We start from the raw sequence: 14,286 nt of genomic DNA on the forward strand, positions 1-14,286 counted from the left end.
TTTATGAACATTTGTCATAAATCTGTAACAATATGTGCTGCGTTTCACATTTTTGTTATGTATCTTTCCTTAACATCGCGGCCACACTGGGAGCGGTAGGGTAGTAATGACGAACTGCAGTGTTTACTTCGAATGAAAGACGGCCACGGAGGCTACACTATGTTGAGCATTTTTAAACCAGCGTCACACACGGCGCGTTTACCTGCAGCGGAGATCGACCCGACATATCGTCGATTACGTTGGCAGATTTTTCTGGGGATTTTCTTTGGTTATGCCGCGTACTATCTGGTACGTAAGAACTTTGCCCTTGCGATGCCGTATCTGGTTGAGCAGGGATTCTCGCGTGGCGATCTGGGTTTTGCGTTGTCCGGTATCTCCATTGCTTACGGATTTTCGAAATTCATCATGGGGTCCGTTTCGGATCGCTCGAATCCGCGCGTTTTCCTGCCTGCGGGTCTGATACTGGCTGCGGCAGTGATGTTGTTTATGGGCTTTGTACCGTGGGCGACATCGAGCATTGCGATTATGTTTGTGCTGCTGTTCCTCTGCGGATGGTTCCAGGGGATGGGATGGCCGCCGTGTGGTCGTACCATGGTGCACTGGTGGTCGCAGAAAGAGCGTGGCGGCATCGTTTCCGTTTGGAACTGTGCGCATAACGTGGGTGGCGGTCTGCCTCCTCTGTTGTTCCTGCTGGGTATGGCCTGGTTCAATGACTGGAAAGCGGCGCTGTACATGCCTGCTTTCGGTGCGATCGTTGTCGCGCTGTTTGCTTTTGCTTTGATGCGTGATACGCCACAGTCCTGTGGTCTGCCGCCAATCGAAGAGTACAAGAACGATTATCCGGACGATTACAACGAGAAAGCGGAAGAAGAGCTGACTGCGAAGCAGATCTTCATGCAGTACGTACTGCCGAACAAACTGTTGTGGTACATCGCTATCGCCAACGTGTTTGTTTATCTGCTGCGCTACGGCATCCTGGACTGGTCGCCGACTTACCTGAAAGAAGTGAAGCATTTTGCACTGGATAAATCATCCTGGGCCTACTTCCTGTATGAATATGCGGGTATTCCGGGCACGCTGCTGTGTGGCTGGATGTCGGATAAAGTCTTCCGTGGAAACCGTGGCGCGACCGGCGTGTTCTTTATGACGCTGGTGACGATTGCGACCATCGTTTACTGGATGAACCCGGCAGGCAACCCGAACGTAGATATGGCTTGTATGATTATCATCGGCTTCCTGATCTACGGCCCGGTCATGTTGATTGGTCTGCATGCGCTGGAACTGGCACCGAAAAAAGCGGCAGGTACGGCGGCTGGCTTTACTGGTCTGTTCGGTTATCTCGGCGGTTCTGTGGCTGCGAGCGCCATTGTCGGCTACACCGTTGATTTCTTCGGTTGGGACGGCGGCTTTATGGTGATGATTGGCGGTAGCGTGCTGGCGGTTATTCTGCTGGTAGTCGTCATGATTGGCGAAAAACGCCATCACGAAGAGATGCAGCTCAAGCGTAACGGGGGCTAATAGATGAAAACCACATTGAAAAGTCTCAGCGTGGCGCTGATGCTGGCAGGTATGGTTGTGAGCAGCGCGGCGGTTGCTGCAGATAAAGTCGTGATTGCGCACCGTGGCGCCAGCGGTTATCTACCGGAGCATACGTTACCTGCGAAAGCGATGGCCTATGCTCAGGGAGCGGATTACCTGGAACAGGATTTGGTGATGACTAAGGACGACCATCTGGTCGTCCTGCATGACCACTATCTTGACCGCGTCACCGATGTTGCCGAGCGTTTCCCGGATCGTGCGCGTAAAGATGGGCGTTACTACGCTATCGACTTTACGCTGGATGAGATTAAGTCGCTGAAGTTTACTGAAGGCTTTGATATCGAAAATGGCAAAAAGGTCCAGACCTACCCGGGGCGTTTCCCGATGGGTAAATCTGATTTCCGTGTGCACACTTTCGAAGAAGAGATTGAGTTCGTTCAGGGATTAAATCATTCAACCGGTAAAAACATCGGCATCTACCCGGAAATGAAAGCGCCGTGGTTCCATCATCAGGAAGGGAAGGACATTGCGGCTAAAACGCTGGAAGTACTGAAAAAGTACGGGTACACCGACAAGAACGATAAGGTCTATCTGCAGTGTTTTGATGTCGCAGAGTTAAAGCGCATTAAGAATGAACTGGAACCGAAGATGGGGATGGATCTCAATCTGGTACAGTTGATTGCGTACACTGACTGGAATGAAACTCAGGAGAAAAAGCCAGACGGCAGTTGGGTTAATTACAACTACGACTGGATGTTTAAACCGGGTGCCATGAAGCAGGTTGCGCAGTATGCGGACGGCATTGGGCCGGACTACCACATGCTGATTGATGAGAAGTCGAAGAAGGGCAATATCTCGTTAACTGGCATGGTGCAGGACGCACATCAGAATAAGATGGTGGTGCATCCTTATACCGTTCGCGCCGATCAACTGCCGGATTACACCACTGACGTAAACCAGCTGTATGACATTCTTTATAACAAAGCGGGTGTTGACGGGCTGTTCACCGACTTCCCCGACAAAGCAGTGAAATTCCTGAATAAAGAGTAATGGCATAAGGCCTGTGATGCACCTCCGGTCACAGGCCTTATTGGACGAAACGTGATTAACTGCTAGATAAGGCCGTCTGCTGTTAACGTTTTCCTACATGCCTGCAGGAGAAATAAAGGGCTGCCGTTCATCGGCGGCTCTTTTGCCAGTAACAATTTTTATCCCGCCTTGCGTTACAGCTCTATTTCAATATCGCCTTTTGCCCGGCAACAGCAGGGCAATATTTCACCCGGTTGAATGAAGGCCAGAGGTTCTGCAATCCAGTCAACCTGTCCCGCCACCAGGCGGGTACGACAGGAGCCGCAGTAGCCTTCACGACACTGATATTCGACTTCAACATCGTGCGACTCGAGTGCGGCAAGTAGGGAAGGATGTTCATCCTGGCACAGCAGTTGTGTGCCAGAGATGCGCAAAGTAACGCGGCCCATCAGAGCTGGAAGTTACTCAGGTCGTCGGTATCAACTTCCGAATCGATCTGGCCGACCAGATAAGAGCTGACTTCCACTTCCTGCGGTGCGACCTGGACGTTGTCAGACACCAGCCAGGTATTGATCCAAGGGATCGGGTTAGAGCGTGTCTGGAATGGCAGATCGAGTCCGACAGCCTGCATACGGATGTTGGTGATGTACTCAACGTACTGGCACAGAATGTCTTTATTCAGGCCAATCATTGAGCCATCACGGAACAGATAGTCCGCCCACTCTTTTTCCTGCAGCGCGGCCTGTACGAACAGGTCGTAACATTCTTGTTTGCACTCTTCGGCAATTTCCGCCATCTCCGGATCGTCCACACCGCTGCGCAGAAGGTTCAGCATATGCTGAGTACCGGTCAGATGCAGGGCTTCGTCGCGGGCGATCAGACGAATAATTTTCGCGTTGCCTTCCATCAGTTCACGTTCGGCGAATGCGAAGGAGCAGGCGAAGCTGACATAAAAGCGGATCGCTTCCAGCGCGTTGACGCTCATCAGGCACAGATACAGCTTCTTCTTCAGCTCACGCAGGTTTACGACAACCGTTTTGCCATTAACGGTATGCGTACCTTCACCGAGCAAATGCCAGTAGCTGGTCATCTCGATCAATTCGTCGTAGTAGCTGGAAATACCTTCTGCGCGTTTCTGGATTTGCTCATTAGTGACGATATCGTCAAACACCACCGCCGGATCGTTAACGATATTGCGAATAATATGGGTGTAGGAGCGGGAATGGATAGTTTCAGAAAACGCCCACGTTTCCACCCAGGTTTCCAGTTCAGGGATCGAGATTAACGGCAGCAGCGCGACGTTTGGACTACGTCCCTGAATGGAGTCCAGCAGCGTCTGATACTTCAGGTTGCTGATGAAGATATGTTTTTCATGTTCCGGCAATGCCTGGAAATCGATACGATCGCGAGAAACATCGACCTCTTCCGGACGCCAGAAGAAAGAGAGCTGCTTTTCGATCAGTTTTTCAAAGATGTCATATTTTTGCTGATCGTAGCGGGCGACGTTCACCGGCTGGCCGAAGAACATCGGTTCCAGAAGCTGATCATTTTTCGTCTGTGAAAAAGTGGTGTATGCCATTGATGTGAATCCTGTCTGGAATGTACTGCCGGATGCGCTTTGCTTATCCGGCCTACAATACCGCGAATTAATTTGTAGGCCGGGTAAGCGCTACGCCACCCGGCAAAAGATTAAATCTTACATGCGCCGCTTTCGCAGCCATCGTCCTGAATGGACGGTACCAGATCGTCCTGAGAGTCTTCCGCACCGTCACGGGTGTTCTGATAATACAGCGTTTTGACACCAAATTTGTAGGCGGTGAGCAGGTCTTTCAGCAACTGCTGCATCGGTACTTTTCCGGACGGGAAGCGCGACGGATCGTAGTTGGTGTTGGCAGAAATCGACTGATCGATAAATTTCTGCATGATACCTACCAGCTGCAAGTAGCCGTCGTTGTTCGGCATTTCCCACAGCAGTTCGTATGCGTCGTGCAGGTGTTCGTAGTCCGGCACGACCTGACGCAGAATTCCATCTTTCGATGCTTTGATGCTCACGTAACCGCGTGGTGGTTCAATACCGTTGGTGGCGTTGGAGATCTGCGAAGAGGTCTCGGACGGCATCAGAGCGGAGAGCGTGGAGTTACGCAGACCGTGAGTTTTAATTGATTCGCGCAGGCTTTCCCAGTTGTAATGCAGGGATTCGCTGACGATAGCATCCAGGTCTTTTTTATAGGTATCGATCGGCAGAATGCCTTTCGCATAGGTGGTTTCGTTAAACCACGGGCATGCGCCTTGCTCTTTCGCCAGCTCGTTAGACGCTTTCAGCAGGTAATACTGAATCGCTTCAAAGGTTTTGTGAGTCAGGTTATTGGCGCTGCCGTCAGAGTAACGTTTACCGTTTTTCGCCAGCCAGTAGGCATAGTTGATAACGCCAATACCCAGCGTACGACGCCCCATCGCACCGCGTTTGGCGGCCGGAATCGGATAATCCTGGTAATCGAGCAGCGCATCCAACGCACGTACCGCCAGTACGGCCAGCTCTTCCAGTTCGTCCAGACTTTCGATAGCGCCCAGGTTAAATGCGGACAGCGTACACAGCGCAATTTCGCCGTTTTCATCGTTAACGTCGGTCAGCGGTTTGGTCGGCAGGGCGATTTCCAGGCACAGGTTGGACTGGCGTACCGGCGCGACAACCGGATCAAACGGGCTATGGGTGTTGCAGTGGTCAACGTTCTGAATATAGATACGACCGGTAGAGGCACGTTCCTGCATCATCAGTGAGAACAGCTCAACCGCTTTCACGCGCTGTTTGCGGATGCTGTCGTCGTTTTCATATTGGGTGTACAGACGTTCGAACTCATCCTGATCGGCGAAGAACGCGTCATACAGACCCGGGACGTCGGACGGGCTAAACAGGGTGATGTCGCCGCCTTTCAGCAAACGGGTGTACATCAGTTTGTTGATCTGTACGCCGTAGTCCATGTGACGAACGCGGTTGCCTTCGACGCCACGGTTGTTTTTCAGGACCAGCAGGCTTTCAACTTCCAGGTGCCACATTGGGTAGAACAGCGTGGCTGCACCGCCGCGTACGCCACCCTGAGAGCAGGATTTCACCGCAGTCTGGAAATGCTTGTAGAACGGAATACAGCCAGTGTGGAACGCTTCACCGCCGCGAATCGGGCTACCCAGCGCACGGATGCGACCGGCGTTAATGCCGATACCGGCACGCTGAGAAACGTATTTCACAATCGCGCTGGAGGTTGCGTTGATGGAGTCAAGGCTGTCGCCGCACTCGATCAGTACGCAGGAGCTGAACTGACGCGTTGGGGTACGCACGCCGGACATAATCGGCGTCGGCAGCGAGATTTTGAACGTAGAAACAGCGTCGTAGAAACGTTTTACATATTGCAGACGTGTTTCACGCGGATAGTTAGAAAACAGGCAGGCTGCTACCAAAATGTAGAGGAACTGTGCGCTTTCATAGATTTCACCGGTAACACGGTTTTGCACCAGATATTTGCCTTCTAACTGCTTCACCGCAGCGTAGGAGAAGGTCATATCACGATCGTGTACGATGAACGAGTCCATCTGCTTGAACTCTTCTTCCGTGTAGTCTTCCAGCAGATGATTGTCGTATTTGCCCATTTCAACCATTTTCACGACATGGTCAAACAGTTTTGGCGGTTCAAACTCGCCGTAGGCTTTTTTGCGCAGATGGAAAATCGCCAGACGGGCGGCCAGATACTGATAATCCGGCGCTTCGCGGGAGATCAGGTCGGCGGCAGCTTTGATGATTGTTTCATGGATATCGGAGGTCTTGATACCGTCATAAAACTGAATGTGGGAGCGCAGCTCGACCTGAGAGATCGATACGTTATTCAGTCCTTCTGCCGCCCAATCCAGAACTCGGTGGATTTTGTCGAGATTGATGCGCTCTGTACTACCATCACGCTTTGTCACCAGCAGACTCTGATTCATGTGGTTTTTTACCTGTCCGTGAAAGAAAAAATATCCCCCATATTATCCACAGAGTCATGTTGTGACTAAGTCTGTGGATAAATACTATATGTAGGGGTTGTTTGATAAAATAGACGCTATATGGTGAGTATTCTAGTAGGGATTCTTTTCAGCACAAGAGTTGATTTTGAGGTTAAATTGAGGTTGCAAAAGGGTGAGAATCGCTAAGTGCGCGTCTTATAAGGCCTGGCGGGGATGTCAATAATTGAGAAAAAAAATAGAAATTTTGATCGAGTGCTGATTTCTTCATCTAAGGTAAGGAAAGTTCTTATGATCTGGCGCAAAAATTGCTGTACCGGTACTACTCAGGATTGGTAGGCGATGCGTAATAACGTAGGACTGATAAGCGAAGCGCCATCAGGCGTCAAAGCCCGGAGTCGTGCCGGATGGCGGCGCTGGCGCGCTTTATCCGGCCTACAATCCAGCGTCATAAGGCCATGAACGCTGGTTTATTCGCTTTTGGCGGTGGTATGCACCATATAGTTCACATCAACGCCCGGACCGAGTTTGAAGGTGTTGGTGATGGGGTTGTAGTGCAGGCCGGTCATATGACGCTCTTTCAGCACGGTCTGATCTACCCACTGTAATAACTCTGCCGGCTTAATAAATTTTTTCACATCATGCGTGCCTTTCGGCACCATCCGCAGAATATATTCCGCTCCGACCACCGCCATCAGCCAGGATTTGCCGTTGCGGTTAAGCGTGGAAAAAAAGACTTCGCCGCCCGGTTTAACCAGTCTGGCGCAGGCCCTGACCACCGACTGCGGATCTGGTACGTGCTCCAGCATTTCCATGCAGGTCACAACGTCATACTGATGCGCATGCTTATCCGCATGTTCTTCGACAGTTTCTTGTACGTACTCCACCTGGATGCCGCTCTCCAGCGCATGCAGTTTTGCGACTTGTAACGGTTCAAAGCCCATGTCCAGCCCGGTGACAGTTGCGCCTTCGCGCGCCATGCTTTCCGCCAGAATGCCGCCGCCGCAGCCGACGTCGAGAACCTTTTTACCAAACAGGCCGCCTGAGCGCTCAGTAATGTAGCCCAGACGCAGCGGGTTAATACGGTGCAGTGGCTTAAATTCACCCTCAAGATCCCACCAGCGTGACGCGACTGCTTCAAACTTGGCAATTTCTTCATGGTCAACGTTGTGAGTAACCGGGGGTTTTTCGGCATTCATTGGGGCTTCTACTCCTAAATTTGCGATGCAAATGAGTATATCAGCCTGACGGGATGAATAAAGCCTCTGTCAGGGGGAATCCATTTACCTGAATCTTCACGTATGTGTTATAATTTGCGACCTTTGAATCCGGGATACAGTAGAGGGATAGCGGTTAGATGAGCGACCTTGCGAGAGAAATTACACCGGTCAACATTGAGGAAGAGCTGAAGAGCTCCTATCTGGATTATGCGATGTCGGTCATTGTTGGCCGTGCGCTGCCAGACGTCCGAGATGGCCTGAAGCCGGTTCACCGTCGCGTACTTTACGCCATGAACGTATTGGGCAACGACTGGAATAAAGCCTATAAAAAATCTGCCCGTGTCGTTGGTGACGTAATCGGTAAATACCACCCTCATGGTGATATCGCCGTTTACGACACCATTGTTCGTATGGCGCAGCCATTCTCCTTGCGTTACATGCTGGTAGATGGTCAGGGTAACTTTGGTTCTGTCGATGGCGACTCCGCAGCGGCGATGCGTTATACGGAAATCCGTATGTCGAAAATCGCCCATGAGCTGATGGCTGACCTGGAAAAAGAAACGGTTGATTTCGTCGATAACTACGACGGCACCGAACAAATTCCTGATGTCATGCCGACCAAAATTCCTAACCTGCTGGTGAACGGTTCGTCCGGTATCGCGGTAGGTATGGCGACCAACATTCCGCCGCACAACCTGACTGAAGTGATCAACGGCTGTCTGGCATATATTGACGATGAAGACATCAGCATTGAAGGGCTGATGGAACATATTCCGGGTCCGGACTTCCCGACTGCAGCGATCATCAACGGTCGTCGTGGTATCGAAGAAGCCTACCGTACCGGCCGTGGCAAAGTGTACATTCGCGCACGCGCGGAAGTCGAAGCGGATGCCAAAACGGGTCGTGAAACCATCATCGTCCACGAAATTCCGTATCAGGTAAACAAAGCGCGCCTGATTGAGAAAATCGCCGAACTGGTAAAAGACAAACGCGTTGAAGGCATCAGCGCGCTGCGTGACGAGTCTGACAAAGACGGTATGCGCATCGTGATTGAAGTGAAACGCGATGCGGTCGGGGAAGTGGTTCTGAACAACCTTTACTCCCAGACCCAATTGCAGGTTTCCTTCGGTATCAACATGGTTGCATTGCACCATGGCCAGCCGAAGATCATGAACCTGAAAGATATTATTGCCGCGTTCGTACGTCACCGCCGTGAAGTCGTAACTCGTCGTACTATCTTTGAACTGCGTAAAGCCCGCGACCGTGCGCACATCCTTGAAGCGCTGGCGATTGCGCTGGCGAACATCGATCCGATCATTGAACTGATCCGCCGTGCGCCGACCCCGGCAGAAGCGAAAGCCGCGCTGGTTGCGCGTTCGTGGGAACTGGGCAACGTTTCCGCCATGCTGGAACGTGCTGGTGATGACGCCGCGCGTCCTGAATGGCTGGAGCCGGAATTTGGCGTGCGTGACGGTCAGTACTACCTGACTGAACAGCAGGCTCAGGCTATTCTGGATCTGCGTTTGCAGAAACTGACCGGCCTTGAGCACGAAAAACTGCTCGACGAATACAAAGAGCTGCTGGAACAGATCGCTGAACTGCTGCACATTCTGGGCAGCGCAGATCGTCTGATGGAAGTTATCCGTGAAGAGATGGAGCTGATTCGTGAACAGTTCGGCGACGCGCGTCGGACCGAAATTACCGCGAACAGCGCTGATATCAACATCGAAGATCTGATTAACCAGGAAGATGTTGTCGTGACCTTGTCTCATCAGGGCTACGTGAAATATCAGCCGTTAACCGATTACGAAGCGCAGCGTCGTGGCGGTAAAGGCAAATCTGCAGCACGCATTAAAGAAGAAGACTTTATCGACCGCCTGCTGGTGGCCAACACCCATGACACGATCCTCTGCTTCTCCAGCCGTGGTCGTCTGTACTGGATGAAGGTTTATCAACTGCCGGAAGCGAGCCGTGGTGCGCGTGGACGTCCAATCGTTAACCTGCTGCCGCTGGAAGCGAACGAACGTATCACCGCAATTCTGCCGGTACGCGAGTACGAAGAGGGCGTCAACGTCTTCATGGCAACCGCCAGCGGTACCGTGAAGAAAACGGCATTGACCGAATTCAGCCGTCCGCGTTCTGCCGGTATTATCGCCGTCAACCTGAACGAAGGCGACGAACTGATTGGCGTTGATCTGACGTCCGGTAATGACGAAGTTATGCTGTTCTCTGCTGCCGGTAAAGTGGTGCGTTTTAAAGAGAACGCAGTTCGCGCGATGGGTCGTACGGCGACCGGTGTTCGCGGGATCAAACTGGCAGGTGAAGACTCCGTTGTTTCCCTGATCGTTCCACGCGGTGAAGGGGCAATCCTGACCGTCACGCAGAACGGTTACGGTAAGCGTACAGCGGAAAGCGAATACCCAACCAAGTCTCGTGGTACGCAGGGTGTTATCTCCATCAAAGTCACCGAGCGTAATGGCTCCGTTGTTGGCGCAGTACAGGTTGAAGATACCGACCAGATTATGATGATCACCGATGCAGGTACGCTGGTACGTACTCGCGTGTCGGAAATCAGCGTGGTAGGGCGTAATACCCAGGGTGTTATCCTTATCCGTACTGCGGAAGACGAAAACGTTGTGGGTCTGCAACGCGTTGCTGAACCGGTTGATGATGAAGAGCTCGACTCCATCGACGGAAGTGCAGCTGAAGGTGACGAGGATATCGCGCCTGAAGCGGAAAGCGATGATGATGCAGCGGATGACGCTGAAGAGTAATTAAAACGTAATAAGAAGGGCCGGAGAACTCCGGCCCTTTTTTTAATGGCATTGCGACAAAAGACATTTACCGCTACCTTAACCACACTCTATTAATGCCCTGAGGCGGAGCTTCGCCCCTTTGAAATACCTTGCTTCCGTTCATTCAACCCTAAAAGTCTCACGCTACCTGTTCAGAGCGCTGGCGCTCGTTATCTGGTGTCTGATTGCATTTGCCTCCGTGTTCTACATTGTGAATGCGCTGCACCAGCGAGAGTCTGAGATCCATCAGGAGCTTAATCTCAGCTCCGATCAGGCCCAACGTTACATTCAGCGCACCTCTGATGTGATTAAAGAGCTGAAATATATTGCCGAAAATCGCTTAACGGCGGAAAACGGCGTGATGTCGCTGCGGGCGCGAGATGATAAAACCGTCGTGCCTAATTTTGAGCCGCTGTTTGCCGACTCCGACTGTTCCGTAATGGGCAACGCCTGGCGAGGTTCTCTGGAATCACTGGCATGGTTTATGCGCTACTGGCGCGACAACTTTTCCGCCGCTTATGATTTAAATCGAGTGTTCCTGATCGGCAGCGACAACCTCTGTATGGCCAATTTCGGTTTGCGTGATATGCCCGTCGAACGAGACGAGGCCCTGAAGGCTCTGCATGAGCGCATTATTAAGTATCGCAATGCTACGCAAGAAGAAAACGGCAACAACTTGTTCTGGATTAGCCAGGGGCCGCGTCCGGGAGTAGGGTATTTCTATGCACTGACGCCGGTTTACCTCGCCAATCGTCTCCAGGCGCTGTTGGGCGTAGAGCAGCCTATTCGCATGGAGAATTTCTTCACACCGGGTAGCTTACCTATGGGCGTGACCATCCTCGACGAAAATGGCCATGCGCTAATTTCTCTCACCGGCCCTGAAGGGAATATTAAGGCTGAGCCCCACTGGATGCAGGAGCGCTCCTGGTTTGGTTACACGCCAGGTTTCCGCGAGCTGGTACTGAAGAAAAATCTGCCTCCGTCCTCCCTGAGCATCGTGTACTCCGTTCCTGTCGACCTGGTGCTGGAGCGGATCCGCATGATGATCCTGAACGCTATATTGCTGAACGTGCTGGTCGGGGCGGCATTGTTTATGCTCACGCGCATGTATGAACGGCGCATTTTTATTCCAGCGGAAAGTGATGCTCAGCGGCTGGAAGAACATGAGCAGTTTAACCGTAAAATCGTGGCTTCTGCGCCGGTGGGTATTTGTATTCTGCGCACGATGGATGGCATTAATATACTGAGTAACGAACTGGCGCACACCTATCTGAACATGCTGACGCATGAAGACCGTCAGCGGTTAACGCAAATTATTTGCGGCCAACAGGTCAATTTTGTTGATGTGCTGACCAGCAACAATACCAATCTGCAAATCAGCTTTGTGCACTCGCGCTATCGTAATGAAAACGTGGCAATTTGTGTCCTTGTTGATGTCAGTGCGCGCGTTAAAATGGAAGAGTCGTTGCAGGAGATGGCACAGGCGGCGGAACAGGCTAGCCAGTCAAAATCGATGTTCCTTGCGACGGTGAGCCATGAGCTACGTACCCCGCTGTATGGCATTATCGGTAACCTTGATTTGTTGCAAACCAAAGAGTTACCGAGTGGGGTGGATCGTCTGGTAACGGCGATGAATAACTCTTCCAGCCTGCTGCTGAAAATTATCAGCGATATTCTCGACTTCTCAAAGATTGAATCTGAACAACTGAAGATTGAACCGCGAGAGTTTTCACCGCGTGAAGTCATGAACCATATTACGGCTAACTATTTGCCGCTGGTGGTCCGCAAGCAGTTGGGGTTGTACTGCTTTATCGAACCGGATGTGCCTGTGGCGCTGAATGGCGATCCGATGCGTTTACAACAGGTGATTTCTAATCTACTGAGTAACGCAATCAAGTTTACCGATACCGGTTGTATTGTGTTGCACGTGCAGTGCAGCGGCGACTACCTGAGCATTCGAGTGCGTGATACCGGTGTAGGGATCCCTGCCAAAGAGGTGGTTCGGTTGTTCGATCCTTTCTTCCAGGTGGGGACTGGCGTACAGCGTAATTTCCAGGGAACGGGACTTGGTTTGGCTATCTGTGAAAAACTGATCAGCATGATGGATGGGGATATTTCCGTCGATTCCGAGCCGGGAATGGGGAGCCAGTTTACGCTGCGTATTCCGCTTTATGGCGCACAGTATCCGCTGAAAAAGGGTGTTGAAGGATTGGCTGGCACGCGTTGCTGGCTGGCAGTACGTAATGCGTCACTGTACCACTTTCTCGAATCCAGCCTGACGCGTAATGGGATGAAGGTGCTGCGATATGAGGGACAACAGCCCGATGCGGATGACCTGTTGGTGGCCGACGATGTGCTGGAACAGGCCTGGCAGGGGCGAGCAGCGGTGATTTTCTGCCGCCGACATATTGGCATTCCGCTGGAAAGAGAGCCTGGAGAATGGGTACACAGCGTGGCGTCACCGCACGAACTGCCTGCGCTGTTGGCACATATCTACAGTGTAGAGTTGGGGAGTGAAGATCTCTCCACGGCGCTGCCAATCCCGGATAAAGCCGGTGCGACGAACGATGACATGATGATCCTGGTTGTTGACGATCATCCTATAAACCGGCGCTTACTGGCCGATCAATTGGGATCGTTGGGATATCAGTGTAAAACCGCGAATGACGGTGTGGATGCGCTCAATGTGCTCAGCAAAAATCATATCGACATTGTGCTGAGTGACGTCAACATGCCAAACATGGATGGTTATCGCCTGACCCAGCGTATCCGCCAGTTAGGGTTAACGCTGCCGGTTGTCGGCGTGACGGCCAACGCGCTGGCCGAAGAGAAGCAGCGTTGCCTGGAATCGGGTATGGATAGCTGTCTGTCTAAGCCAGTGACGTTGGATGTATTGAAGCAAACGCTGACGGTCTATGCGGAAAGGGTGAGGAAGGCGCGGGAATAACAGATGCCGGATGGCGGCGCTTGCCTTATCCGGCCTACGGAACACGCACCACGCAGTGTCATTCGTAGGCCTGATAAACGGCGTGCCATCAGGCACTTTGGTGTTAAAAGAATTACTCTTTGTCTGAGGGACTCAGCGTTACGGAAGAGAGGTAATTCAACAGGGCGATATCGTTTTCCACACCGAGTTTCATCATTGCCGACTTTTTCTGGCTGCTGATGGTTTTAATACTGCGGTTGAGTTTTTTCGCGATTTCAGTAACCAAGAAACCTTCGGCAAACAGACGCAGAACTTCACTCTCTTTCGGTGACAGACGTTTGTCGCCATAGCCGCTGGCGCTGATTTTTTCCAGCAGACGAGACACGCTTTCCGGGGTGAATTTCTTACCTTTCTGTAGTGCGGCAAGCGCTTTCGGCAGATCGGTTGGCGCACCTTGCTTCAGTACAATCCCTTCAATATCGAGATCCAGTACCGCGCTCAGAATAGCCGGATTGTTGTTCATGGTCAGAACGATAATCGACAGGCTCGGGAAATGACGCTTGATATATTTAATTAACGTGATCCCATCACCGTATTTATCTCCCGGCATGGAGAGGTCGGTAATCAACACATGCGCATCCAACTTAGGCAAATTGTTGATCAGTGCAGTGGAGTCTTCAAATTCGCCGACAACATTTACCCACTCGATTTGCTCAAGTGATTTACGAATACCGAACAGTACAATCGGGTGGTCATCGGCAATAATTACGTTCATAGTGTTCAT

The 14,286-nt window shown here is 51.7% G+C and carries 9 protein-coding genes and 1 pseudogene; 4 read left to right on the forward strand and 6 right to left on the reverse strand.

Features of this window, described 5'->3' with window-relative positions:
• The first annotated feature begins 159 nt into the window (after nt 1-159).
• Together glpT and glpQ are read left to right on the forward strand one after the other, a co-directional pair.
• Nucleotides 160-1,518: a glycerol-3-phosphate transporter gene (gene glpT / locus OGV98_RS05250; RefSeq protein WP_032949686.1), complete on the forward strand. Its 1,359-nt coding sequence runs from the start codon at nt 160-162 to the stop codon at nt 1,516-1,518.
• Nucleotides 1,519-1,521: 3 nt separating this feature from the next.
• Nucleotides 1,522-2,589 carry a glycerophosphodiester phosphodiesterase gene (gene glpQ / locus OGV98_RS05255; RefSeq protein ID WP_003839410.1) on the forward strand — a complete coding sequence of 356 codons (1,068 nt, stop codon included), beginning with the start codon at nt 1,522-1,524 and terminating at the stop codon, nt 2,587-2,589.
• A gap of 62 nt (nt 2,590-2,651) precedes the next feature.
• Here glpQ and OGV98_RS05260 read toward each other — a convergent pair.
• The 5 genes and pseudogenes from OGV98_RS05260 to ubiG form a co-directional block, all read right to left on the reverse strand.
• Nucleotides 2,652-2,741 (reverse strand): annotated as a pseudogene (locus OGV98_RS05260) (hypothetical protein); the annotation flags it as partial.
• A 21-nt stretch (nt 2,742-2,762) separates the two neighbouring features.
• Nucleotides 2,763-3,017: a ferredoxin-like diferric-tyrosyl radical cofactor maintenance protein YfaE gene (gene yfaE / locus OGV98_RS05265; RefSeq protein ID WP_003027609.1), complete on the reverse strand. Its 255-nt coding sequence runs from the start codon at nt 3,015-3,017 to the stop codon at nt 2,763-2,765.
• Nucleotides 3,017-4,147 (reverse strand): class Ia ribonucleoside-diphosphate reductase subunit beta, encoded by a 1,131-nt coding sequence (gene nrdB, locus OGV98_RS05270; protein WP_003027605.1) that lies wholly within the window; start codon nt 4,145-4,147, stop codon nt 3,017-3,019. The genes yfaE and nrdB overlap by 1 nt, the downstream gene beginning before the upstream one ends.
• 110 nt (nt 4,148-4,257) lie before the next feature.
• Complete coding sequence (nrdA, locus tag OGV98_RS05275) at nt 4,258-6,543, reverse strand: class 1a ribonucleoside-diphosphate reductase subunit alpha (RefSeq protein WP_003027604.1); 2,286 nt, start codon at nt 6,541-6,543, stop codon at nt 4,258-4,260.
• Between the two features lie 488 nt (nt 6,544-7,031).
• A complete protein-coding gene (ubiG, locus tag OGV98_RS05280; RefSeq protein ID WP_003839414.1) occupies nt 7,032-7,760 on the reverse strand; it encodes a bifunctional 2-polyprenyl-6-hydroxyphenol methylase/3-demethylubiquinol 3-O-methyltransferase UbiG in 729 nt (242 codons plus the stop codon).
• A gap of 158 nt (nt 7,761-7,918) precedes the next feature.
• Here ubiG and gyrA point away from each other — a divergent pair, with 158 nt between their 5' ends.
• Entirely contained in the window at nt 7,919-10,555 is a 2,637-nt protein-coding gene (gyrA, locus tag OGV98_RS05285; RefSeq protein WP_044701169.1) for a DNA topoisomerase (ATP-hydrolyzing) subunit A, read from the forward strand.
• A 121-nt stretch (nt 10,556-10,676) separates the two neighbouring features.
• The gene (gene rcsC, locus OGV98_RS05290; RefSeq protein ID WP_202581143.1) at nt 10,677-13,523 is read left to right on the forward strand and encodes a two-component system sensor histidine kinase RcsC; all 2,847 of its coding nucleotides are present in this window, start codon (nt 10,677-10,679) and stop codon (nt 13,521-13,523) included.
• Nucleotides 13,524-13,635: 112 nt separating this feature from the next.
• Here the strand turns inward: rcsC and rcsB are convergent, their stop codons facing one another.
• Nucleotides 13,636-14,286 carry a response regulator transcription factor RcsB gene (rcsB, locus tag OGV98_RS05295; protein ID WP_003027592.1) on the reverse strand — a complete coding sequence of 217 codons (651 nt, stop codon included), beginning with the start codon at nt 14,284-14,286 and terminating at the stop codon, nt 13,636-13,638.

Source organism: Citrobacter sp. Cf136 (assembly GCF_030333815.1).
Taxonomy (GTDB): Bacteria; Pseudomonadota; Gammaproteobacteria; order Enterobacterales; family Enterobacteriaceae; genus Citrobacter; species Citrobacter freundii.